The 22,409-nt window shown below is 71.5% G+C and carries 27 protein-coding genes; 15 read left to right on the top strand and 12 right to left on the bottom strand.

Annotation, left to right across the window (positions count from 1 at the left end; all coding sequences use genetic code 11):
- Nucleotides 1–45 precede the first annotated feature (45 nt).
- Nucleotides 46–654, top strand: a complete 609-nt coding sequence (locus EAO73_RS25240; protein WP_093711008.1) for a dTDP-4-dehydrorhamnose 3,5-epimerase family protein — start codon at nt 46–48, stop codon at nt 652–654.
- Nucleotides 651–1,289 carry an NADPH-dependent F420 reductase gene (locus EAO73_RS25235; protein WP_147973863.1) on the top strand — a complete coding sequence of 213 codons (639 nt, stop codon included), beginning with the start codon at nt 651–653 and terminating at the stop codon, nt 1,287–1,289. The genes EAO73_RS25240 and EAO73_RS25235 overlap by 4 nt, the downstream gene beginning before the upstream one ends.
- 526 nt (nt 1,290–1,815) lie before the next feature.
- On the opposite strand, the gene EAO73_RS36085 is transcribed toward EAO73_RS25235, so the two are convergent.
- Nucleotides 1,816–2,235 (bottom strand): GntR family transcriptional regulator, encoded by a 420-nt coding sequence (locus EAO73_RS36085; RefSeq protein WP_224756437.1) that lies wholly within the window; start codon nt 2,233–2,235, stop codon nt 1,816–1,818.
- A 393-nt stretch (nt 2,236–2,628) separates the two neighbouring features.
- Nucleotides 2,629–3,165: a pyridoxamine 5'-phosphate oxidase family protein gene (locus tag EAO73_RS25220; RefSeq protein WP_147973861.1), complete on the bottom strand. Its 537-nt coding sequence runs from the start codon at nt 3,163–3,165 to the stop codon at nt 2,629–2,631.
- A gap of 152 nt (nt 3,166–3,317) precedes the next feature.
- On the opposite strand from EAO73_RS25220, the gene EAO73_RS25215 reads away from it, so the two are divergent.
- The 4 genes from EAO73_RS25215 to EAO73_RS25200 all read left to right on the top strand — a co-directional run bounded on the left by EAO73_RS25215 (nt 3,318) and on the right by EAO73_RS25200 (nt 6,396).
- Complete coding sequence (locus EAO73_RS25215) at nt 3,318–3,767, top strand: GNAT family N-acetyltransferase (RefSeq protein WP_147973860.1); 450 nt, start codon at nt 3,318–3,320, stop codon at nt 3,765–3,767.
- A 68-nt stretch (nt 3,768–3,835) separates the two neighbouring features.
- Nucleotides 3,836–4,891, top strand: coding sequence for a phosphotransferase (locus tag EAO73_RS25210; protein ID WP_147973859.1), 1,056 nt, complete (start codon nt 3,836–3,838; stop codon nt 4,889–4,891).
- Between the two features lie 100 nt (nt 4,892–4,991).
- Nucleotides 4,992–5,789, top strand: coding sequence for a VOC family protein (locus EAO73_RS25205; RefSeq protein WP_147973897.1), 798 nt, complete (start codon nt 4,992–4,994; stop codon nt 5,787–5,789).
- A 70-nt stretch (nt 5,790–5,859) separates the two neighbouring features.
- Nucleotides 5,860–6,396 carry a GNAT family N-acetyltransferase gene (locus tag EAO73_RS25200; RefSeq protein WP_147973858.1) on the top strand — a complete coding sequence of 179 codons (537 nt, stop codon included), beginning with the start codon at nt 5,860–5,862 and terminating at the stop codon, nt 6,394–6,396.
- Nucleotides 6,397–6,442: 46 nt separating this feature from the next.
- On the opposite strand, the gene EAO73_RS25195 is transcribed toward EAO73_RS25200, so the two are convergent.
- Complete coding sequence (locus EAO73_RS25195; protein WP_147973857.1) at nt 6,443–6,847, bottom strand: SgcJ/EcaC family oxidoreductase; 405 nt, start codon at nt 6,845–6,847, stop codon at nt 6,443–6,445.
- A gap of 18 nt (nt 6,848–6,865) precedes the next feature.
- A complete protein-coding gene (locus EAO73_RS25190; protein WP_147973856.1) occupies nt 6,866–8,323 on the bottom strand; it encodes a DHA2 family efflux MFS transporter permease subunit in 1,458 nt (485 codons plus the stop codon).
- Nucleotides 8,324–8,464: 141 nt separating this feature from the next.
- Between EAO73_RS25190 and EAO73_RS25185 the strand changes: the two genes are divergently transcribed.
- The gene (locus tag EAO73_RS25185) at nt 8,465–9,055 is read left to right on the top strand and encodes a TetR/AcrR family transcriptional regulator (protein ID WP_147973855.1); all 591 of its coding nucleotides are present in this window, start codon (nt 8,465–8,467) and stop codon (nt 9,053–9,055) included.
- Here the strand turns inward: EAO73_RS25185 and EAO73_RS25180 are convergent.
- Together EAO73_RS25180 and EAO73_RS25175 are read right to left on the bottom strand one after the other, a co-directional pair.
- Nucleotides 9,048–9,671 carry a LysE family translocator gene (locus tag EAO73_RS25180; protein ID WP_147973854.1) on the bottom strand — a complete coding sequence of 208 codons (624 nt, stop codon included), beginning with the start codon at nt 9,669–9,671 and terminating at the stop codon, nt 9,048–9,050. The two genes, EAO73_RS25185 and EAO73_RS25180, sit on opposite strands and share 8 nt — an antisense overlap.
- Before the next feature lie 30 nt (nt 9,672–9,701).
- Nucleotides 9,702–10,445, bottom strand: coding sequence for a metallophosphoesterase (locus EAO73_RS25175; RefSeq protein ID WP_147973853.1), 744 nt, complete (start codon nt 10,443–10,445; stop codon nt 9,702–9,704).
- Nucleotides 10,446–10,589: 144 nt separating this feature from the next.
- Here EAO73_RS25175 and EAO73_RS25170 point away from each other — a divergent pair, with 144 nt between their 5' ends.
- The gene (locus tag EAO73_RS25170; protein WP_147973852.1) at nt 10,590–11,216 is read left to right on the top strand and encodes a CGNR zinc finger domain-containing protein; all 627 of its coding nucleotides are present in this window, start codon (nt 10,590–10,592) and stop codon (nt 11,214–11,216) included.
- On the opposite strand, the gene EAO73_RS25165 is transcribed toward EAO73_RS25170, so the two are convergent.
- The 3 genes from EAO73_RS25165 to EAO73_RS25155 all read right to left on the bottom strand — a co-directional run bounded on the left by EAO73_RS25165 (nt 11,210) and on the right by EAO73_RS25155 (nt 14,514).
- A complete protein-coding gene (locus EAO73_RS25165) occupies nt 11,210–12,523 on the bottom strand; it encodes an MFS transporter (protein ID WP_147973851.1) in 1,314 nt (437 codons plus the stop codon). The two genes, EAO73_RS25170 and EAO73_RS25165, sit on opposite strands and share 7 nt — an antisense overlap.
- Nucleotides 12,520–13,125, bottom strand: coding sequence for a winged helix-turn-helix domain-containing protein (locus tag EAO73_RS25160; RefSeq protein ID WP_147973850.1), 606 nt, complete (start codon nt 13,123–13,125; stop codon nt 12,520–12,522). Before EAO73_RS25160 ends, EAO73_RS25165 begins: the two co-directional genes overlap by 4 nt.
- Before the next feature lie 144 nt (nt 13,126–13,269).
- Nucleotides 13,270–14,514 (bottom strand): MFS transporter, encoded by a 1,245-nt coding sequence (locus tag EAO73_RS25155; protein WP_191134214.1) that lies wholly within the window; start codon nt 14,512–14,514, stop codon nt 13,270–13,272.
- 118 nt (nt 14,515–14,632) lie between these two features.
- On the opposite strand from EAO73_RS25155, the gene EAO73_RS25150 reads away from it, so the two are divergent.
- The 4 genes from EAO73_RS25150 to EAO73_RS25135 all read left to right on the top strand — a co-directional run bounded on the left by EAO73_RS25150 (nt 14,633) and on the right by EAO73_RS25135 (nt 16,927).
- Nucleotides 14,633–15,559, top strand: a complete 927-nt coding sequence (locus tag EAO73_RS25150) for a LysR family transcriptional regulator (protein ID WP_147973848.1) — start codon at nt 14,633–14,635, stop codon at nt 15,557–15,559.
- A 140-nt stretch (nt 15,560–15,699) separates the two neighbouring features.
- Nucleotides 15,700–16,032, top strand: coding sequence for a metalloregulator ArsR/SmtB family transcription factor (locus EAO73_RS25145; RefSeq protein WP_147973847.1), 333 nt, complete (start codon nt 15,700–15,702; stop codon nt 16,030–16,032).
- Nucleotides 16,029–16,754 (top strand): DUF2071 domain-containing protein, encoded by a 726-nt coding sequence (locus tag EAO73_RS25140; RefSeq protein ID WP_191134213.1) that lies wholly within the window; start codon nt 16,029–16,031, stop codon nt 16,752–16,754. Before EAO73_RS25145 ends, EAO73_RS25140 begins: the two co-directional genes overlap by 4 nt.
- 26 nt (nt 16,755–16,780) lie before the next feature.
- Nucleotides 16,781–16,927, top strand: a complete 147-nt coding sequence (locus EAO73_RS25135; protein WP_191134212.1) for a hypothetical protein — start codon at nt 16,781–16,783, stop codon at nt 16,925–16,927.
- Between the two features lie 16 nt (nt 16,928–16,943).
- Here the strand turns inward: EAO73_RS25135 and EAO73_RS25130 are convergent, their stop codons facing one another.
- The gene (locus EAO73_RS25130) at nt 16,944–18,077 is read right to left on the bottom strand and encodes a protein-L-isoaspartate(D-aspartate) O-methyltransferase (protein WP_147973845.1); all 1,134 of its coding nucleotides are present in this window, start codon (nt 18,075–18,077) and stop codon (nt 16,944–16,946) included.
- A gap of 245 nt (nt 18,078–18,322) precedes the next feature.
- Nucleotides 18,323–19,111: a class I SAM-dependent methyltransferase gene (locus tag EAO73_RS25120; protein WP_147973844.1), complete on the bottom strand. Its 789-nt coding sequence runs from the start codon at nt 19,109–19,111 to the stop codon at nt 18,323–18,325.
- Nucleotides 19,112–19,244: 133 nt separating this feature from the next.
- Between EAO73_RS25120 and EAO73_RS25115 the strand changes: the two genes are divergently transcribed.
- From EAO73_RS25115 to EAO73_RS25105, 3 genes are read left to right on the top strand one after another with little or no spacing between them, the layout of a single operon-like run.
- Nucleotides 19,245–20,060, top strand: coding sequence for an alpha/beta fold hydrolase (locus EAO73_RS25115; protein WP_147973843.1), 816 nt, complete (start codon nt 19,245–19,247; stop codon nt 20,058–20,060).
- Nucleotides 20,053–20,703, top strand: a complete 651-nt coding sequence (locus tag EAO73_RS25110) for a hypothetical protein (protein ID WP_147973842.1) — start codon at nt 20,053–20,055, stop codon at nt 20,701–20,703. The genes EAO73_RS25115 and EAO73_RS25110 overlap by 8 nt, the downstream gene beginning before the upstream one ends.
- Before the next feature lie 12 nt (nt 20,704–20,715).
- Nucleotides 20,716–21,075 (top strand): VOC family protein, encoded by a 360-nt coding sequence (locus tag EAO73_RS25105; RefSeq protein WP_147973841.1) that lies wholly within the window; start codon nt 20,716–20,718, stop codon nt 21,073–21,075.
- Nucleotides 21,076–21,165: 90 nt separating this feature from the next.
- Here the strand turns inward: EAO73_RS25105 and EAO73_RS25100 are convergent, their stop codons facing one another.
- Nucleotides 21,166–22,209 carry an SGNH/GDSL hydrolase family protein gene (locus tag EAO73_RS25100; protein WP_147973840.1) on the bottom strand — a complete coding sequence of 348 codons (1,044 nt, stop codon included), beginning with the start codon at nt 22,207–22,209 and terminating at the stop codon, nt 21,166–21,168.
- Nucleotides 22,210–22,409 lie beyond the last annotated feature (200 nt).

The raw sequence follows: 22,409 nt of genomic DNA, 5'->3' as shown, positions 1-22,409 counted from the left end.
CGGCCGACCCCCTGCCCCCTCCCGAGAGGTACCGAGGAAGCAAGCATGGCTATCGAGGAGATGAAGGTCCGCGACGCCTTCCGCATCACGCCGTCGCAGCTGTCGGACAACCGTGGCCTCTTCTTCGAGGCGTGGCGGCTCAGCGAGCTGACCGACGCCACGGGCCAGACGTTCTCGGTGGGGCAGGTCAACTACTCGGTCTCCAAGCGGAACACGCTGCGCGGCATCCACGGCACGACCCTGCCCCCGGGGCAGGCGAAGCTCGTGACGTGCGTGCGCGGCGCCGCGCTGGACGTCGTGGTCGACCTGCGGGTCGGCTCGCCGACGTTCGGCATGTTCGACACGACGCTCCAGGAGGCGGGCTCGGGCATCGGCGTCTACCTCGCCGACGGCCTGGGCCACGCCTTCCTGGCGCTCACCGACGACACGTGCATGAACTACCTGTGCACCGAGGAGTACGTGCCCGGCACGATGGTCGACATCCAGGCGCTCGACCCCGCGCTGGGCATCCCGTGGAACACCACGGAACCCCTCATCAGATCCGAGAAGGACGCGGCGGCCCCCACCCTCTCGGAGGCCGTCGCGCAGGGCCTGCTGCCCACCTACGAGCAGGCCCGCGCCTCGTACGTCCCGGCAGGGAAGGCCCGCGCATGAGCACGGTCGCCGTCCTCGGCACCGGCATCGTCGGCATCACCCTCGCCACCGGTTTCGCCCGCGCCGGCCACACCGTGCTGGTCGGCTCGGGCCACCCGGACCGCCCGCAGGAGGCCCTGAGCGGCACCGGCGTCCGCGTGGTCGCCCACGCGGACGCCGCCGGGGCGGCGGACGTCGTCTTCAACGCGACCCCGGGCGAGGTGGCCGCGCAGTTCCTGGGCGGCCTCGCAGCCGCCCTGCGCGGCCGGGTCCTGGCCGATGTCTCCAACGCGGCGGTACGCGGCCCGGACGGCTTCCCCACGGGCCCCCTGGACCCGAACACCAGCGTGGCCGAGGAGATCCAGCGCGCCCTGCCGGACACCCGCGTGGTCAAGACCCTCAACACGATGGACCAGCGCGTCATGACGGACCCGTCCGTCCTCCCGACCCCGCCCACCGCCTTCCTCGCCGGCGACGACCCGACCGCCAAGGCCGCCGTCTCCGCCCTCCTGCACGACGTGGGCTGGCACAACGACTGGCTCCTGGACCTGGGCCCCCTGACGGCGGCCCGCGCCCTGGAATCCAGCTACGTGATGCTGGGCCCGATCATCCAGCGCTACGGCTTCGCCCCGTTCAGCCTGGCGATCGCGCACTGAGACCCGGCGGAGCGGGCCGGTTCGGCCTCGCGCGCGCGTCCTGCGGTTGCTGTTACTACCGCAGGTGGGTTCCGAGCCACGACGGCGATCGGCTTCTTGTCTCAAGGGGCAATGATCAACGGAAGGCCCTCAGGGCCTGGAGTGGTGCGCGAAGCGCAGATCGTTGACCTGGGGATGGTCCAGCGCATCCAAGGCGCTGGCGCGGGGTGGCCGGGGGCGGCGTTAGCCCCCGGCAGTCGATGAGCGTGAAACACGATTTTCTCTTTATTTCACGTCTCTTTGGCTCTCTTCTATCTACTTAGCTTCTATCTATTTAGTGCGCAGGCTTCTGCGCACGGGGCGCGCCGCCCGATGCGCAGAGGGTGCGCACAAAATGGCGCAGGGGGTGCGCACTTGCGCGCGCAGAGGGGTGCGCATGATCTTGCGCACCCCCTGCGGGCATCAGGAACCGCGAACGCTGGGTCAGACCGCGCAGCAGGAGGGCCCCCGGCGCCAGTGCGCCGGGGGCCCTCCTGCCGGGGACGTCTCAGTTCCGGGATGTTCCGCGTTCCTCCGGAGGCGTGAAGTACGTGCGGTACTCATTGGAGGTCTGGCCGCCGTCCTCCCGGTACCGATTGATGACCTCCACCGCGCCTGCCGCCTTGAGCCTGGCCAGCGTGACCTCCACGGTCCTGCGCGAGACGCCCATCTCGTCGGCGACCTTCCGGATGCCGGGGAAGGCGGTGTGCAGCCCTCCGTACCGCGCACGCAGGAAGTCGTAGAGCCAAACCTCTTTCCGGCAGCGCACGATGACCCAGAGCGGGGTCATGGAGAAGCTTCCGGGCTCTTCGTGGTGAATGATCGCTGCGCCCGGGTCGAAGGCGTACTCGTCCTTCTCTGCCTCAGGGGACGCGATCGGCCGACGCGAACGACGATCCGTGGACCGGTCGTCGTGAGTTCTGGGCATGCGAGCACTCCCGTTCCGCCCCTCGCGCGACCTGTCGGCTCGCCACAAGGCGCCGGAACGGATAGTCTCGGGGCATCGGATTGAAGAACGACCCCCTGCCGCCAAGCATCGGGGGTCGTTCTGCTGTCTGGACAAAGATCCTAGCCATGGGTTCCGTATCAGCCGTGGCATATGACGGCCCGTCGCCAAACGGCCTGTGTCACAGGTGTCGAACGTGCGTCTACGCCCGTTCGGGTGAGTGCGGATGCGTGGGCATCGCGTAACGCACCCGGTGAGCCGCCCGGAGAGCGCCCATAGCTCGCGGACCGTCGGCGCGTCACGGATTGCCCGCTCCCGGCCGCGCAGCACGGGCTCGCCGCGTAGTTGGAACGGGCCGCCGTCCGACCGCCCGTCTCAGGGCCGGAAGCGGGTTTGGCTGAACTCGTTCCCGCGGCCGAACGCCAGGATTTTCGGCGGCCGGACGGCGAACACCGGGACCACTTCGCCGGGCACGCCGGAGGTCTCCGGCTGGGGCCCTTCAGGCCGGTGCCGGAAACCGTCCTCGACGGCGTCGTACGGCCACCGGATCTTCGCCATCCACAGCTCGGCGAGGCGTTCCAGCGTCGGGAGGCCGGTGACGCGTACCGCAGGGCCCTCGACGACGATGTCGAGCCCCTGCCCGTACGCGTTGTTGCCGGTCGTCAGAACGCAGTTCGGGTTGCGGGTGAGGTTGCGGCCCTTCTGCTCCTCCAGGCCCGTGGAGAAGTGCAGCGCGCCATCGAGCCACATCGCCGGCAGCGGCGACACATGCGGCCGGCCGTCGGGGCGGACCGTCGAGATCCAGAACATCTCGGCCTGTTCGAGGACGGCCACCACCTCGGCCCACGGAGTCGCCGTGGCACCGGCGCTGCTGTAGCCGGGGTGAAGCTCCGCCTGGGGTTCAGTTGCCATGATTCCACTGTCCTGTCACTGATCGACGCGGTCCTCGGTCAGGACAAGTCTGCGCACGAACCGGCGTTCGCGGCCGTACGCGAGGCGCTCGCCGCCCCAGGTGTCACCGCGGCCGGCCACTGCCGCCCCCTCCAGGATGACAGCATCAGCGCATGGACAGGGATACGGAGGAACACAGCGGCATCGTGGTGCGCCGGGCGCTCCCCTCGGAGGCGGGTGCCCTCGCGGAAATCGACCCGGTCGCGGCCGGGGGAGACACCGGGCGGCGCGCGAGCATCGTGAAGTGGTGCGAGCAGGGGCTGGCGTACGTGGCGCAGGGCGCGACCGGGCCGCTCGGGTACTGCGTGCTGGAGTACACGTTCTTCGAACAGGGCTTCGTCACCCTGCTGATGGTCGCCCCGGAGGCGCGCGGCCGGGGCATCGGGCACCTGCTGCTTGACGCCGTGGCCGCCTCGTGCACCACCCCGAAGCTGTTCACCTCGGCCAACGTGTCCAACCAGCCGATGCAACGGCTCCTCCAGCGGGCCGGCTGGAGCCCGGCAGGTCTGCTCCACGGCCTCGACGAGGGCGATCCGGAGCTGTTCTACCTGTACGGCTCCTGAGGGCCGGCCCTGTCCCACCGGCGTAAAGGGTGAGGGCTTCCGCACGGCCCGCCCGTACGCTCCTCCCCATGCCGACATCACTCCCGTTCACAGAATCGCTGCTCTCCGCCGTGGGCGGCGTCGTCCCCGGGCAGGCCGAAGTCCTGGACAGCAGCCCGCGGTCACGGGTGTGGCGTGTGCCGACGGCCGACGGGCCGGCGGTGATCGTCAAGCAGATCACCGACGACGGGGACACCGGTGCCGACGCGGACGCCCGCTTCGCGCGGGAGCTCGCCGGGCTACGGCTCGCGGGCCGCGGTTCCGTGGCCCCCGCCGTGCTCGCCACGGACCCGGCCGCGCGGGTGCTGGTCCTTGAGTACGTGGACGACCTCGGCAGGACCGACGACTGGATGCCGGGGTACGCCGAGTCGCTCGCCCGGCTGCACGCCCTGACCGGGCCCGACGACGCCGGCGCGCTGCCGGTCTGGACGGGGCCCACGGCCGCCGACGCGGAGTCCTTCCTCGCCCTGGCCGCCGCGCTCGACGTGCCCGTACCGGCTGCGGTGCCGGACGAACTCGCCGGCCTCCTCCAACGCCTCGACCCCACCGGCCATCACGCGCTGCTGCACGGCGACCCCTGCCCCGGCAACGACCTGCGCACCGTAGACGGCGTCCGCTTCGTCGACTTCGAACGGGCCGCGCTCGGCAACGGCCTGATGGAACTCGCCTACTTCCGCATCGGCTTCCCCACCTGCTGGTGCGCCCTCTCGGTCACCGCGGCCCCGCTCACCGAGGTCGAGGCCGTCTACCGCACCACCTGGCGCGACCTCACCGGCACGGACGTCCCGGGCGACCTCGCCGACGCGTGCGCGGCCTGGCTGATCCAGGGCGACGCCCTCGTCGAGCGCGCCCACCGGGGCACGGCGGACCAGCTCGCCCGGGTGCCCGTCGAGGACTTCGAGTGGGGCTACGTCTCCGCCCGCGAACGCCTCGCCCACCGCCTTGACGTGGTCGCCGGCCTGACCCGCGACCACGACCACCTGCACGCCCTCGGCCGTCTCTGCTCCGGCCTGGCCACCCGCCTGCTCGAACGCTGGCCGGACCTGCGCCCGCTGCCCACGGCGGATGCGCGGCCCTGGTACTGAAAGGCACGCATCACCCGTACGGGTCGATTCCGCTCGCGCGCCCCCCGGGTAAGGACGGCCCGTCCGTCCCCGAGCGCCTCCGGAGGCATCCGTGCCCGAAGTGACCAGTCCCTATCAGCCCGGCACCCCCTGCTGGATCGACCTGATGGTCCCCGACCAGCAGGCCGCCATCGACTTCTACTGCGACCTCTTCGGCTGGCAGGGCGAGGTGGGCCCGCCCGAGCAGGGCGGCTACACCGTCTGCACGCTGAAGGGCAAGGCGGTCGCCGGGATCATGAAGGCGATGAACCCGGACGGTACGGTGCCGGACCCCATGCCGCCGACGGCGTGGACCACGTACCTCTCGACGGACGACATCGACGTCACCGTCGCCTGCGTCACCGACGCGGGCGGCCGGGCGGTCGTGCCCCCGATGGACGTCATGGACCTCGGCCGGATGGGCGTGATCGCCGACCCGGCGGGCGCGGTCTTCGGCCTCTGGCAGCCCGGCACCTTCGGCGGTGCGGCCATCGTCAACGAGCACGGCGCGCTGATCTGGAGCGAACTGGTCACGCCCGACCTGGCGGCGGCGTCCGCGTTCTACTCCGCCGTCCTGCCGGTGACGACGGCGCGCTCCGAGATGGAGGGCGCCGAGGGCTACGTCGAGTTCCAGGTCGCCGGGCGGGCGGTGGGCGGAATGATGGACATGAGCCAGATGCCGCCCGGCGTCACACCGCACTGGCAGCCGTACTTCAACGTGGACAGCGTGGACGACATCCAGGCCGCCGCCGTCCGCGCCGGTGCCACGGTCCTGGCCCCCGCCTTCAACATGGTCGCCGGCCGCATGGCGGTCCTGGCCGACCCCCAGGGCGGCGCGTTCTCCGTCATCGCGCCGAGGCCGCGGGAGGGCGCGGCCTGACGTGAACCGGGTGCGCGGAGGCCCCCGCCTCCCCGCACCCGACGTCGTACACGCGTGCGAAGATCGCGCGGTGAACGACCTGAACCCGCGCCCCGAAGACCTGCGCTTCCGGCTCGCCCGTGACGCCGACCTCGCCTCCCTCGTACGGCTGCGCGACGACGCGGCCCGGCGGCTGCTCGCCCAAGGCGTCGCCGGCCAGTGGCAGCCCGGTGAGCTGGGCGAGGATCACTTCCGCCGGATCATGGAGACCGGGGAGGTGTGGCTCGCGGAGTCCGGCGGCCGGGCGGTCGGGGCCTGGGAGCTGTGGTGGCAGGACGAGGACGCCTGGGGCCCGCAGCCGGTCCCGGCCGGCTACGTCCACCGGCTGATGGTGGACCGCGCCCGCGTCCCGTCCGGCACGGGGCGCCGGCTCCTGCGTGCCGCCGAGCGCCGGGTGGCAGAGGCGGGCCGGACCCTGGTGCGCCTGGACTGCCTGGCGGGCAACGCGCCCCTGACCGCGTACTACCTCGGCGCCGGGTACCGGGTGGCCGGCCACAAGGAGGGCAAACCGCAGCCGGGCGGTACGCCCAAGTCGTTCACGCTCCTCGAGAAGGACCTGGCGGGCTGACCGGCGCCGAGGCGGTCAGCCCGCCGAGGGGTGTTCCGGCGCCCGGTCAGCCCGCCACGACCGGCGTGTTCTGGCAGGCCGTCAGCAGCCACCGCCCGTCGTCCGCCCGGCTCATCACGTACAGCGGGGCGCCCTCGCTCTCGCCGTCCGGGGTCTCATAGCGCTGGCGCACCTTGACCGCCGCGACGTCCGGGCGGATGAAGAGGACGTGCGCCACCTCGTAGGTGACCTTGCCGTCGAAGTCGGAGGCGGGGAGCACGGTCCGGGTGAACTCGGAGATCGCGTCGAGGCCGATGAGTACCTTGCCGTGGCCCGTCGTCCAGACCGCGTCGGGCCGGAAGAGGGCGAGGAACGCGTCGGGGTCCTTGCGCTGCTGGGCCTGCTCGACGGTGGCGACGGCCTGACGGATTGCCTCGATGTCGGCGGTGTGCGCCGGGGATTCGGTGGTCATGCCGGTCATCCTTCAACCTCAACTCCGGTTGAGATCAAGGGCCGACGGTGCCGGGGCGGTGGCCGCCTCCGGGGCCGGGGTGGTTTCTGCCGTCCGGGACCTCGCCAGCCACAGGCCGGTGAAAACGGCGGTGGCCAGGGTGACGGCGCCGGCCGCGACGAACGCGCTGTCGAGACCGGCCTCGAAGGAGGCGCCGCCGGACTCCCGGGTACGGACGACGGCCCCGAGCACCGCCACTCCGAGCACGGCGCCGATCTGCCGGGTGGTGCTGCTGATGCCCGAGGCGAGACCGCCCTCCTGCGGGCTGACCGACTGGATGGCGGCTCCCGTCAGCGGGGACATGGTCAGGGCGAAACCGGTGCCGACGACCGCCAGCCGCCACCACACGTTCCCGTAACCGGTGTCGGCGTGCACCGTGCCGAGCGCCAGCAGCCCCAGTCCGGCGAGGCCCAGCCCTGCGGTGACCACGACGCGGAAGCCGTAGCGGGCGGCGAGCCGGCCCGCGTACGGGCTGACGACCACCATCGCGAGGGACATCGGTAGCGTCTGGAGTCCGGCGCGCAGGATCGAGCTGCCCTGGACGTACACGAAGAACTGGGAGAAGAAGAACGACGAGCCCATCAGCGCGAACCCGACCACGACCATCGCGGTGCTGGACACGGTGAACAGGCGCTCCCGGAACAGCCGCAGCGGCAGCATCGGCGCCGGGCGGCGCGCCTCGACGGCGACGAAGGCCGCGAGGAGGAGCACCCCGGCGGTGAAGCTGCCCAGGATCAGCGGCGACGTCCAGCCACGGGCACCGCCCTCGATCAGCCCGTAGGTCAGCGTGCCCACCCCCAGGACGGACAGCACCGTCCCCGGGACGTCGATCGCGGGCGCGCCGGGGTTGCGGCTCTCGTCGAGACTGCGCGCTCCGGCCACCAGGAGGATCACGCCGATCGGCAGGTTGACCAGGAAGATCGCGGACCAGCCGAACGCGTCGGTGAGCGCGCCGCCGGCCACGGGGCCCGCTGCGAGACCGATCCCGCTGAGCCCGGCCCACAGTCCGATCGCCTTCACACGTTCCTGCGGTACGGGGTATGCGGCGGCGAGCAGGGCGAGCGAGGAGGGGCTGAGCGCGGCGGCCCCGACCCCCTGGAGCACCCGGCCCGCGATCAGCCAGCCGAGCGAGGGCGCGAGGGCGCACAGCGCCGAGGCGGCGGTGAACACGGCGACGCCGGTCAGGTAGACGCGCTTGCGGCCGAACCGGTCGGCGAAGACGCCGCCGGACAGCAGCAGCATCGCGACGAGCAGGACGTACGCGTCGACGATCCACTGCAGACCGGTGAGCTCGATGTGCAGCCCGTGCTGCATGTCGGGCAGCGCCGCTCCGACGATCGTGTTGTCGAGCAGGACCATGAACTGGCCCAGACAGGTCACCGTGAGCAGCACGGCCCGGTGGGAACGACTGCCTACGGCCGCGGGTGAAGCCGCCATGGGGATTCCTCTCGATCAGACAGACATGCGCGTCCGGCGGAACACACGGCCCGACGCTTTAACGCAGTCAACGACTGCGTTTGGAGACTGTAAGGCGGGTCGCCCCTTAAAAGCAAGTGAGAACTGCGTTAAGGTGGTGGGATGAACGAGAAGGAGCGGACCCGACGGCCCGGCGGCCGCAGCGCCCGCGTCGGCGCGCAGGTGCACCAGGCCGTCACCGAATTGATCGGCGAGCGTGGTTACGGCAACTTCACCGTCGGCGAGGTGGCGGCCCGCGCGGGCGTGGCCGACAGCAGCGTCTACCGCCGGTGGGGCAACCTGGAGGCCCTGCTCAGCGACGTGGTGCTGCACCGCCTGAACGCGCGGTCGCCGATGCCCGACACCGGAAGCCTGGCCGGCGACCTGCGTACGTACGCGGCCCAGGTGGCCCGCGAGATCACCGGACCCGACGGCCCGGTGCTGCTGCACCTCGCCGTCGCGCTGTCGGGCACGGGGGAGCAGGGCGTACGGGCGCGGGAGAGCCTCCGCGCCGACCGCACCCGGCAGTTGCAGTCGATGCTCGACCGCGCCGGCGACCGTGGCGAGGACGCACCCGACGCGTTCGAGGTCCTCGACCACATCCTGGCCCCGATGTACATCCGCGTCCTGTTCGGCATGGGCCCGCTCACGCCGGAGTACGTGGACGGGCTGGTCGACCGGCTGCTTCGCACTCCCGGTCCGTCCGCTACGTAAGGGCGCTCCGGACTCCGAGGGCGATGAGGACCGCTGACGTGGCCCTGGCGGCGGTCCGCCGGAAGCGGGGCCGGTTCAGCGCGTGCGAGGCGCGCAGGATGAGGAACGTCCAGGCGGTCAGCCAGAGCGCGATCAGCAGTGCGTGGGCGGTGGCCAGCGTGAGGATCTGGCCGCCGAAGGGCCGGCGGGGCGCGATGAACTGGGGGACCAGGGTCAAGTAGACCGCCGCCGCCTTGGGGTTGAGGACATTGGCGAGCAACGCCTGGACGAAGACGGAGTCCGACCCCCTCGGCAGGCGCAGACGGGCAGGGGCGGGCGCCGCGTCCGCGCGGGCCGAACGCCACGTCCACACGCCCAGGCCGACGAGGTAGACCGCGCCGGTGAGCCGGATGGCGGTGAAGGCGACGCTGGAATGCATGACCAGGGCCGACAGCCCGGCCACGGCGAGGGCGGCATGGACGTAGAGGCCGGTGACGGTGCCGAGGACGACGGGGAGGGCCCGGCGTCGGCCGCCGCCGGTCACGTGCCGGACCAGCAGCGCCAGGCTGGCCCCCGGGGTGGCGATCAGCGGGAGGATCGCCACCAGGAACCCGGCGACGGCGTACGGACGGACCACGGTGCCTCCGGTGCGTGCGGGCGGGAGAGGTCAGAGCACGACGCGGTAATGGGTGGTCAGGCGCCCGTCGTCGTCCAGGACGTGGAAGGCGAGGCCGGGCGGCTGCTCGCGGTCCGCCGGCTCGTCGCCCTCCCAGGGCATGCGCAGGGTCCAGGTGACGGCCGGTGCCACGATCACCGGACGCCCCGCGAAGGTCGAGGCGGCGGCGGTGTGGGCGTGGCCGGTGAGGACGGCGACGATCTGCGGGTGCGCGGCGAGCAGTTCGGCCAGCCGGCCGGGCTCCTCCAGCCTGCAGGAGTCGGGCAGCGGGTGGTGGAGTGCGACCGGCGGCTGGTGGAACGCGATCAGCGCCGGACGGTCGGGCGGCAGCGCGGTGAGGGTGGAGTCGATCCAGCCGAGCGTCCGTGCGTCCAGGAGCCCTTCGTCGCGGCCGGGGATGGTGGAGTCGCACATCAGGACGGTGGTGCCGGCGATGTGGTGGACCCGGTCGACGGGCCCGGGTTCGGGCGCCTCGCCCAGCAGGGCCTTGCGGTAGGCGGGGCGCGCGTCGTGGTTCCCCGGACACGTGAGCACGGGGAACGGGGCGGTCAGGATCCGGGCCGCCTCCTCGTACTCGGCCTCCTCGCCGTGGTCGGCGATGTCCCCGGTGACCAGCAGTGCGTCGACCGGGTGCGGGAGGGCTCGTACGTAGTCCATGACGCGGGTGGCGCGCAGGGTCGCCCTCTCGCTGCCGTCCAGGTGCAGGTCGCTGATGTGGGCCAGTAGCAGAGTCATTCCGCGGTCTCCTCCATGACGGACACGGCCGCCCTCCGGCTTCTAACGGAAGTTTTCTGTTTTCCGTTAGAGACCCTAGAGTGTCCGCGGGGATGTGATCAAGTGGACCGACGAGCCGGCACCTTGTACGGAAGGGGATGCCTCGTGGAGCGATGGCTGGCACTGGAACTGGCGAGCACGATCCGCCACGACGGGGACGGCGGCGTCGCCGACGACCTCGCCACGGTCCGGGGGACGACGGACTGGATCGAGGAGCAGCGTGATCTGCTGACCGGTCACCTCCCGGCCGGAGCACTCGTGGCGGACGAGGACCTCCGGCTCCGGATCGTCGAGCTGCGCCAGGCGGTCCGCGCCCTGTTCGCCCGGCTGGTCAGCCCCGCTCCCCCCAGCCCGGCGGACGCCCACCGTCTGCTGCCCGCCGACGAGGCGCTGGACCGCCTCAACACCGCTGCCGCGCGGGAACCGGTCGTCCCGCGGCTGGACTGGCCCGACGGCCGGGTCCCCGCCGTCCGGCTGCTGTCCGCGGAGACCGATCCGTACGTCCGGCTCGTCGCCGCCCTGGCACGGGCGGCCATCGACTTCCTGGCCGGGCCGCAGAGCACGCGGTTGCGCTCCTGCACCGCGCCGCGCTGCGTGCGCTACTTCGTCAAGAGCCATGGCAGGCAGGAGTGGTGCAAGCCGTCCTGCGGGAACCGCGCCCGCGCGGCCCGCCACTACCGGCGCCGGCGTACGGAGGATGCCCCCTCCGGCCCCGGTACCGGTGATCAGTGAAGAGGCACGGCGGGTTCGCCGTCGGCGGCCGGCGGAAGTGAGGCCCCACTCGTCGTCCGGCGGGACGTCGGCAGGTCGCGGGTGCGCCGGACCGGGGAGAAGAGCAGGATCAGCGCGGCGAGCGGGATCCCCGCCGTCGTGATGGCCATGGCGGTGCGCAGGCCGAGTGCGGTACCGAGCACACCGCCGAGCAACGCTCCGACGGGGATGGCTCCGTAGCTGAGGAATGCCGCGCTCGCGGAGAGACGGCCGAGGAGTTCCGGCGGGCAGTAGCGTTGCTGGAAGCTCGCCTTGATGATGTTGCCGGCGACAACACCCGCGGAGACGCTGAAGCCGCCTGTCACGAAGAGCAGGGTCCCGGCCCCGCGGGTGGTCAGCGGGATGAGCATGCCGAGTGCGGGAATTCCCAGTTCGAACAGCAGCATCGCGCGAGCCGTGCCGATCCTGTGGGCGGTCCGGCGTGCGGCGAATGCCCCGGCCACACCTCCGGCGCTGGTCGCCGCGATGAGTACGCCGACCGTCCCCGGGGTCAGGCCGACGCTTCGGACCAGGAACACCACCTGGATCGACTGGTATCCCATGAGAGCCAGGTTGGAGGCGGCTCCGAAGAGGGTGAACGTACGGAACCAGGGGTCGACGGCGATCAGCCGCAGGCCCTCGCGGACCTCGCCGGCCAGTGAAGTGGAGCCCTGGCCGGTCCGGGTGACGCGTGGTTCGCGATGCCGGATGCCCGCGAGGCACAGGAGCGAGACGAGGAACGTGGCGGCGTTGGCGAACATCCCGTTCACCGCGCCTGCCACCTGCGCGATCAGGCCGCCGGAGCCGAGCCCGGCGATCTGCGCGGCGGATGCGCTGCCGTGCAGTTTGGCGTTGCCCTCGGGCTGGTCGTCGGGTTCCAGAATGGTGGGGAGATAGGCGGTGTAGGCGGTCTGGAAGAACACCGCCGCAGTGCCCGTCAGCAGGGCGACGGCCAGGAGGAGCCCGATGCTCAGCCGGCCGGCCCACGCGGTGACCGGGACGGCGGCGAAGAGTACGAGGGAGACCGCGGCGGAGGTCAGCATGACCGGTCTGCGACGCAGCCGGTCCACCCAGGCACCGACCGGAAGGCCGATGACCAGCCAAGGGGCCCAGGCGGCGGCGCCCAGGAGGCCGACCTCGAAGGTGCTGGCGTGCAGGGTGGAGACGGCGACCAGCGGCATCGAAACCCCGGTGACGGACGCGCCGAACTTGCCGGCGGTCTCGCCGCACCACAGCAGGCGGAAATCGCGGTGGCGGCGCAGGAGGCCGCCGCGTATGCCGTGGCTCATGCGGAGTCACGCTTCTTTCGGGGGAAGGACTGGAGCTGCACGACGACAGGAAGCGCGTCCGGGGCGGGCTCGGCGTCCGGAGCAGGGGTATGGCGGGCGATGACGGCCATCAGCTCCGCGTTGAGCGCTTCCAGCTGCTTCGGGGTCATCCGCAGGTCGCTCCGGTCCGAGATGGTGCCGGCGTTCCGCCAGCTGTCGTCCCAGTCCTCGCCGATGTAGGTCACGACCCGGCTGAAGTACTGCTGCACCAGTTCGTGCAGATACACCGACAGCGCACCCCGGGTGTCGGGATCGTCGCGGAAATCGGCGGTGTTCAGCTCGTTGGAGACGTCGGCCCTCTTCCACCAGCGTTCGCGTTTCGTGCCGCGTCCGGTTTCCTCCACGATGAAGCCGTGCTCGGCGAGGTGGCGCAAGTGCCAGCTGATGGTGCCGGTGTTCTCCCCGAGGCGTGCGGCGAGCCCGGTGGCGGTGGCGGGGCCGTCCAGGCTGAGCAGTTCGAAGATGTTCATCCGCAGCGGATGGGCCAGCCCCCGCAGGCTGCGCGCATCGAGGCGCCGGGTGGGCTTGGCGGACTTCGGTGTGCGTTCGGGTTCGTCGGACATGGCCACAGCATAGGTTGCAGAGTCTCCTCTGCATAGAAGTCTTTGCAGAGAAAACTCTGCCAGTTCGAGGTGGCCCCGTCGGTGCGGCAGGTGCGAGGGGAGGGCCGAGCGGCCGCGGGAGTGACGGACGGTGCCTTCGGCTGATTACGTGTCAGGTCCGGCCGGGACCGGGAGCCGGCAGCGTGCCCGGTCCCGCCGGGGCAGCAGCAACGGAGTGCCCAGGATGAGAACCCCCGCCACCGCGAGCGCCGTACGCGGACCCGTGACGTCGGCGAGCAGACCGGCGAGCGCGGTCAGCACGGCGATGGACGCCTGCTGCCCGATCGACCAGGCCGTGAGCGTACGCGCGACGAGGTGCTTCGGGGTGTGTTCGAGGCGGTACGTGGAGAGCACCGGCCCGTACAGGCTCATGTTGACGATGATGGCCAGCTCGACGGCCATCACCGTGACGAGCCCGACGACACCGGGCCGTACGAACACGAGCCCGATCAGCCAGACCGCGCGCAGAGTGCCGACCGTCCGGAAGACCCGGTCGCGTCCGTAGCGGGCGACGACCCGGCGGGCCAGCCGCGAGCCGATGAGCCCGCCGAGGCACGGAGCGGCGAAGGCGAGGCCGTACTGCCAGGGCGGGAACCCGAGTCGGCGCAGCAGGAGCACGGCCAGCAGCGGTTCGGTGGCCATGATCAGACCGCCGACGAGCACCTGGTTGAGGTAGAGCGCCCGCAGCACGGGGTGGCCCAGGATGTGCCGCCATCCGGCGAGCAGCGCGCCCGCCCCGAGAGGGCTCCTGTCCTTCGCCCCGGGCGCCTCCTCCCTGCCCCGGATCGCGGTGATCCCGAGCGCGGAGAGCAGGTAGCTGAGCGCGTCGGCCACCACGGTGGTGACCGGTCCGAACAGCCCGATCGCCGCGCCGCCGAGCGGCGGACCGACCGCGATGGAGCTCCAGTTCGTGGACTCGAACCGGGCGTTGGCGACGAGCAGGTCCTCCGGCCGGACGAGCGCCTTCAGATACGCGCCGCTCGCCGCGCCGAACGCGATCCTCGCCGCCGCGATCACCGCCGAGACCACCAGCAGCTGGAGGAACCCGAGCACCCCGAAGGCATACGCCACCGGGATCGACGCCATGGCCGCGAACCGGACCAGGTCCGCCCCGATCATGACCGGCCGCTTGCGCCGGAACTCCACCCACGGCGCGAGCGGCACCGCGATCAGCGCCCCCACCGCCGGCCCCACGGCGGACAGCGCGGACACCTCGGCGGGCCCGGCGTGCAGCACCAGCACGGCGAGCAGCGGCAGGGCCCCGAACCCCAGCCCCGACCCGTATGTGCTCACCGCGTACGCACCCCACAACCAGCCGAACGGCCGGCCCAGCGCTCTCCTGCCCACCACACCTCACCCGAACAACCAGGAATTGACCGGGAGAGCTAACCGCTCGGAAGAGACACAGGTCAAACAACCGAATCACCGCACACACACAACCACTGGTTGTTGGTTAGGCTCCCTTCCCGTGGACCTCCAAGCAGTACGCACCTTCGTCGCCGTCACGGAAGCGGGCGGGTTCCTCAAGGCCGCCGCCGACCTGTCGGTCACCCAGCAGGCCGTCTCCAAGCGGATCGCCGCGCTGGAACAGAGCCTCGGCGTCCGGCTGTTCACCCGCGCCCCGCGCGGCGCCGAGCTGACCATCGACGGCCGGGCGTTCCTGCCCCACGCGCGCGAACTCCTGCGCGCCGCCGAGCGCGCGAGCGCGTCCGTACGCCCCGGCAGCCGCCCGCTGCGCGTCGACGTGATCGCCTCGCGCACCGCGCAGTCGAGCGCGATGCGCGGCTTCCACGGCGCGCACCCGGAGACCGGTCTCGACGTGATGATGCTGGTCGGCATGGACACGGCGGTCGCCGCGCTCCGATCCGGCGAACTCGACGCGACGTTCCGCGCGGTCGGAGCGCCCGGCCGCCCCCTCCCCGACGACATCGAGTCCGCCCGGGTCCTGGACGAACCCCTCGAACTCCTCACCGGCCCCGCCCATGCCCTGGCGGACGCCCGCTCGGTGACCCTCACCGACCTGGTGGGCCACCGCATCTGGATGCCCGGCATCGCCCCCGGGACCGAGTGGGGCGCCTACTACGACGACCTGGTCGCGGACTTCGGCCTCACCATCGAGGCGACGGGCCCCAACTTCGGCTCCGACGCGCTGCTCGACACCGTCGCGGACACCCCGTCCCTGGCCACGTTCATGGGCAAGCACTCCCGCCTCATCTGGCCCACGGACCACGACCTCCGCCGCATCCCGGTCACGAACCCGACCCCGGTCTACCCCCACTCCCTCCTCTGGCACCGCGACAACCCTCACCCGGGGCTGGGGGCGCTGCGGGCGTACCTGGCGGCGACGGGGGATTACGGGGCGGAGGGGTCCTGGGTGCCGGCGTGGGTGCTGTGACCGAGCGCCTCAGGTGGTGAGTGAGCGACGGAGCCGGCGAGTGGAGCGCTTTGAGAAGGGGTCAGCGACCGCTGCGGCAATGCCGGAACAGACCGCCCAAAGCATTGTTAGCTATTTAGCTCATGTGCTAAACAACTAACATGACAGAAGCTCAGGATGAGGCGGGCGCCTTCCGTGCCCTCGCTGATCCCACGAGGCGCCAGATCCTGGAAGACCTCAGAGGCGGTGAGCTCGCGGCAGGGGAGATCGCGAGCCGGTTCGCGATCAGCGCGCCGTCCATTTCACGGCATCTCGGCGTGCTCAAAGGAGCCGGACTGGTCACCGAGCGCCGGGACGGCAACCGGATCCTCTACACCCTGGCCGAGGACCGCCTGGCCACGAGCATCGGCCGGTTTCTCAGCGCCGTCTGCCCCGAGCAGATCGTCCTGCGCCACACCACATGGCGCCCCGGGGCGCAGAGCGAGGGATCATGAGGCAATCACGCCTGTCCAGCGTCGTTGAACGACGGCTTCTGGTGAACTACCGAGTCGCCCCGGACACTGCGGCACGCCTGCTTCCCCCGCCGCTGCGCCCGCAACTGGTGCACGGCCACGCGGTCGCAGGCATCTGCCTCCTGCGGCTGGGAAGCGTCCGGCCCTTCCGGGTCCCCAAGGCATTCGGGCTGCGCAGCGAGAACGCGGCGCATCGGATCGCCGTCGAATGGGACGGACCGGACGGCGTCGAGACCGGCGTCTACATCCCGCGTCGCGACACCGCCTCGCGGCTCAACGTCTGGGCCGGAGGCCGTATCTTCCCCGGTCAACACGGCCGCGCCGGTTTCGAGGTGCATGAGACACCCGGCCGGATACGTGTCGCCTTCGCGACGAGGGACGGCGACACCCGGGTGGACGTCACCGTCGAGCCGTCCGGCGAGCTGCGAGGCAGCGAACTCTTCGCCGATCTCGCCGAGGCCTCCCGCTTCTTCCAGGACGGGGCCAAGGGCTACTCGGCCACCCGCTCCGGCCGCCACCTGGACGGCATGGAACTGCACACCGACGCCTGGCGCGTGGAAGCCGGCCGGGTTCCCTCCGCCGCGTCATCCTTCTTCGACGACCCGGACCGCTTCCCACCAGGGACCGCAACCCTGGACTGTGCCCTGATCATGCGCGACGTCCCCGCCCACTGGCGCCCCCTGCCCACCATGGCCGTCAAGTGAAGCGCTCAGTCACATGTGACCGACGCTTGGAGCGACAGCGCGCCCGAGCCGCCTCCGGATCGGCGCCGAATTTCGTCTTCGCCTGGCACCACGAGAACGACAGCCGCACCTGGGTGGCCCCCGATCTGGCCACGTACCTCGACCGGCGGCCGACCGGACGGATCGCTTCGTAGCCCCACGCTTCTCTGCCTACAACACCGCCGCCCACCCTCCACGCGTCAGCGTCGTCCTGCCCTCCGGCGTGATCGTGACCCTCGCCCCGTACACCGGCAGCTCGCCCTTCTCGATCCACCGCCACCGCACCTCGTCGAGCACGTCGTACAGGCGGCGCGGGCCGCCCTGGTGAACGGTGGCGGTGCGGTCGCCGGGGCGGCTGGTGGCGCGGGCCCAGGAGCCGTCGGGGTGGAGCATCCACGTCATACGGCTGCCGCCGGGGCCCGTGCCGTTGCGGTGCTCGATGCCCGGGGAGAGCAGGGTCAGCATCGACCACACCTCCCACGCCTGCATGACGTCGAGCACGGGGAACGGCGACACGCTCGTCTCGCCGTCGTCCTCGGCTGTGCTGACGAAGAGTTCGTTCAGCGGGGGCGGATACGTTGCGCCGGTACGCGTGGCCATGAACGCCGCCCGGTCCCACTCGACCCGCCCGCGCGCACCGCCGTCCTCGGTCTTGTCGGCCGTGATGATCAGCCCGGTGCCCGTGACGGTCGTGACGAGACGGCCGCCGGGCGCGAGGGCCGAGAGCCAGGTGGCGGGGATGCGGGGCACCGACACCATGGAAACGATGCGGTCGAAGGTCCCGGGCAGCTCGCCGGTCCCGTCGGCCGTCACGACGACCGGGTGCCGGCCGATCCGGTCGAGCCGTTCGGCCGCCGCCCGCGTCAGGTACGGATCGACGTCCAGCGTGGTCACCAGCCGGTCGTCGCCCAGCCGGTGGCAGGCCAGCGCCGCGCTGTACCCGGACCCGGTGGCCAGGTCCAGCAGCCGGAGGCCGGGCGTGAGGCGGCCGTGCCTCAGCATCGTGACGACGAGTCCGGGTTCGGTCGACGACGATGTGGGGTGCCCGGTGACGACCTGCTCCGGGGCGGCCCGGTCCGCGTGCGTGGCACCGACCCGGGTGACCAGCGTGCGGTTCGCATAGGTGGCGCCCGCCCAGACCTCCTCGTCCGCCGGCCCGTTGACCGCCAGCCAACCGCCCCCTCCCGGCGCGAACCACCGCTCGACCAGCACATGCCGGGGTGTCTCCCGCACCGGCTCCCACCAGTCGGACCCCGGGTACGCCACGTCGGCAGCCAAGGAGGCGGCGTACGGCTTCCAGTCCATCAGGTCGCTCCTCGGAGATCGTCTGCGATGGCCTCGGAGATCGGTAGGCCGGTCGCGCCCTGGATCCAGTCCCATTGGCCGCACGGGTTGACCTCCAGGAAGGTCCACTCGTCCCCGGGCCCAACGACGAAGTCCGCGGCCCCGTACCGCAGTCCGAGCCGGCGCATCAGGCACCGCATTCCGTCGGCCACCGGGGTCGGCACCGATCTGCTTCGGAGAGGGGCCACCGTCCGGTTCCTTGTCGGCTACTCCGCCTGCAGGACGAAGAACAGGAAGCACAGGAAGCGCGGCCGGGCCGCGATGGCTTCGGGGAACAGCTCGCGGGCGGCCGGGTCGGGTTCCGGCTCGCTGATGACCGTGATCCGGAAGCCGGCCTCCGTGAATGCCTGGGTCATCGCATGCAGCGGTCTGTGCCAGATGCTCATCAGCGCGGTGCGGCCGGCCATGGTCCACTCTTCGGTCCAGTTGGTGGTGTCGAAGTAGTTGTACTCGGCCTCCCGGCCGGCCTGGCGGTGCATGAGGTTGACGGCAAAGGGGTGGTCGACGGATGCGATCAGCCGTCCACCGGGCTTGAGTACGCGGCGCAGCTCGGCCAGTGCCGGGCCCCAGTCCTCCAGGTAGTGCAGCACCAGAGAGGCGACCACGTCATCGAACGTGGCGTCGGAGTATGGGAGCGGGCCTCCCAGGTCCGCCACCCGCAGGTCCGCGCTGTTGCCGAGCCGCCGCCGGGCCAGCTCCAGCATTCCCGTACTCGCGTCGAAGCCGCTCACGTCCGCGCCACGCTCGCGCAGCGCCCCGGACAAGGGGCCGGAGCCGCAGCCGGCGTCGAGGATGCGACGACCGGACACCTCGCCGGCGAGGGTCAGCATCGCGGGCCGCTCGTAGTGGGCGTTGAGGAGGTTGGTTTCGTTCTCGGCCGTGTATGCCTCGGCGAAGCCGTCGTAGTCGTTGACCTTCGGTGGATCCACCGTCACCGCGGACGACGAGATGGGCCGGGTGGCGCTCGCGTGCTCTGGGTGCTCGTTGGAGATCATGAGGTGGGAGACGTGGGTCGTATCGATGCGGTTCCGGACTGCTCCCGGTCGGACGCACAGCCTCAGGAACAGGCACGCTGCAGGAAGGAAACACCTCTGCGTCCCTGTTGATCACCCGGCTAAGGTGCCCGGCATGAACGCGATAGCGCTGCGCGGTGCCACGATCCACTTCGACGACTTCGGGCCTTCGGGCGGGCTGCCGGTCCTGTTGATCCACGGTCATCCGTTCAACCGCACGCTGTGGGCGCCCCAGGGCCAGGCGCTCGCCGAGGCCGGGTACCGGGTCATCACCCCTGATCTGCGTGGCTACGGCCGCAGCAGCGTCACCCCGGGAAAGGTCCTCCTCTCCGACTTCGCCGACGACCTCGCCGCGCTCCTCGACCACCTGGGTGTCGAGCGGGCCGTGGTCGGGGGCGTCTCGATGGGCGGTCAGATCGCCATGGAGTTCCAGCGCCGTCACCCGCAGCGGGTACGCGCCCTGGTCCTGTCCGGCACCTCCGCTCCCGCCGAGACCGAGGAGGGCAAGGAGTTCCGTAACCGCCTGGCCGACCGGCTCCTCGCCGAGGGCATGGACAGGTACGCGAGCGAGGTGATCGACAAGATGCTCGCCGCGTACAACGTCGCCGCGATGCCGGAGGTCGCCGACCGCGTCCTGGGCATGATGCGCGCCACGGTCCCCCACGGCGCGGCTGCAGCCCTGCGCGGGCGGGCCGAACGCCCCGACTACCGGGACACGCTGGCGGCGGTCCGTAAGCCGGTGCTGGTCGTCGTGGGCGCGGACGACGTGTACACCCCGGTCGCGGACGCCGAGGCGATCCGCGACCTTGTACCCGACGCGACGCTGGCCGTCATCGAGAAGGCCGGCCACCTGCCCGGCGCCGAGCAGCCCGAGTCCTTCAACGGTGCTCTGCTGGACTTCCTCACCGCCCGGGTGGCCACCCGTGACTGAGCCGCACCCGCTTCTGGCGCGGTTCACCGACGCCGCCCAGGGGCGTTTCCTGCCCTGCGACGGTGGTGTGACGGTGCTTCCGCCGCTGCCCGGCGGGCTGGAGGCCTCCGTCGCCTTCACCGGACACGCGGTGATCGCCACCGCCCTGGACGCCGCGCACGTACACGCCCTGGGACCGGACGGCTTCGGGGCCTCCCTGGCCCCCGACTTCCTTCGCTACCTCGCGGGCCCCGAAGGAACGATCGGCGTCATCGACGCCACCCTGACGACCCGTGGTACCGGCGGAACACCACGCCTGGCCGAGCTCGGGGACGAAGCGCACGATCACCCGCGCGTCCTGCACGCCCGCGCCCTGAGGACCGGCATCAAGGTCTACGGCGACGAGCGGGGGCTGATCACGCTGGCGGACGGCCTCGCCGGACGGCGGGAACTGAGCATCGAACTCCATGCTCCCCACCACGGCAGCCAGGGCCACGGACGCGGCCTCCTCGCGGATGCCCTGACGCTCGTTCCGGCGGGCGAACCGCTCTTCGCCGCCGTGTCCCCGGGCAACGCCCGCTCCCTCCGCGCCTTCCTGGCCGGCGGGTTCACCCCGATCGGCAGCGAAGTGATCATCCGGCCCCAGCGATCCGCAGAGCACTGAGGAGGCAAACCGTTGTTCTACGCCGTCCGTACCGTCATGACCTTCGCCGTCGACCCCGAGGCGTCGGCCCGTTGGTGGGGCGAACTCCTCGGCGTGCCCGTGGAGAAGGACATCGGTGACACCGGGGCCGTCTACGCCTGGGTGGTGGTCGGCGGGGTCGAGCTCGGGTTCCATCCGGTGGACGACGAGCGCAATCCCCGGGGCGGCAGCCCGGTTGTGTACTGGGGCGTGAAAGACCTCGACCAGGTCCGCGAGCGGCTGCTGGCGGCCGGGTGCGCGCACCATCGCGGGCCGCTGACCATCGAACCGGGGCGCAGGATCGCCCAGCTGCGCGACCCGTTCGGCACGGTCATCGGCATCGAAGGCCCGTAGGGCGCGTCAGTACTTCGCCGCTGATGGTGGCTCCCTCCTCCCCCGGACCGAGAAGGGGGAGGAGAGAAGCCACCGTCACGTCCGCAGCGGTCAGCGTTCGAGCAGGGCGATGCGGATGGCGCGCTCGACGTGGGCCGCGGTGTTGGCGTGGCCGTCGGCGTTGGGGTGGACCAGGGTGGCGCGCTTGTTGATGATGCCGCAGTTCAGCAGGGTGCCGGGGAGCTTGGCGGGCCAGTAGTCCTCGGCGTCGCCGCAGATGCCCTCGACCCACTTGGTGTCGGCCGGCTGGCAGGCGTCGTGGCCCACGCTCGACGAGTAGACGTCCACGTAGCGGTCGCCGAAGAAGTTGCTCACCCGCTGAATCGTGGCGTTCAGCTGCTTGAGGACGTCGTCGCGGAGCCAGTCGATGTCGGCGTGGCTGATCGACCCCAGCTCGGTGAGGGCCAGGCGGTTGCAGTCCCCGCTGTTGTCGGGGAGAACGGCCGGGTAGCCGACCGTGACGACCTTGGCGTTCGGCGCGGCCTGGTGCACCTGGGCCAGCATCTCGATGTACTCGTCCTGGACCCGGGCGAGCTTGTCGGCGATGCTCTCCTCGCCCGCGGGCGGGTTGGTGTAGTGGTCGCGGCAGGACGAGCCGGACGCGCCCTGTTCGAGGCACTTGAGCAGCATGCCGGCGAAGGGCAGGCTGTTGCCGCCGACGCCGATGGTGACGACGTCCGTTCCGTCGTCGAGACCGGCCCGCTTGATCTGGGGGTCCACGGACGGCCAGCCGGCGGCGGGCGGCTGAACCGGGCTGATCGGTGTCTGCCGGGTCGTGGCGATGTCGGAGATGACGGCGGCGCCGCAGCTGACGTTGGTCAGGTGAACGGGCCGGCCCGGCGGGAACTCGGCGAGCTCCCGGTCCACGACGTCCGGGTACGCGTTCGCGGTGCGGTCGCATCCGTCGCGCGAGGCGTCGCCCAGCGCGGGCTGCGGGGCCCCGACGAAGACGCCGGCGGTGTACGAGTCGCCCAGCGCGGCCCACTCGTACGAGTCGGCCGCACCGGCGGAGCCGGAGGGCAGCAGCGCGGACGCCGCGAGCGCGAGCCCGACGGCCAGGGCGCGCGTGCGCAGGCGTGACACACGGTGTCGCATGGTTTCTCCAGGATGGGCGAAGGGCGCCCCGGGGCCGGTCGGCTCCTCCGGGGCGGTGGGGACCTCATCCAAGATCATCCACGCAACTCGGCGATCTTTCCTGTGAATCGGGCCTACTGCCCTCTATCGGGGTAAATCGTCAGATCTATCGCTTCGCCGCTGGTTGACGTCCGCTCCGTCGGTCACCCCACCGCCACCCC

Origin of the sequence: Streptomyces sp. col6, assembly GCF_008042035.1 — a bacterium.
In the GTDB taxonomy this organism is placed as follows: domain Bacteria; phylum Actinomycetota; class Actinomycetes; order Streptomycetales; family Streptomycetaceae; genus Streptomyces.
The sequence above is the reverse complement of the archived record's forward strand: the minus strand, read 5'-3'. Positions and strand labels throughout refer to the sequence as shown.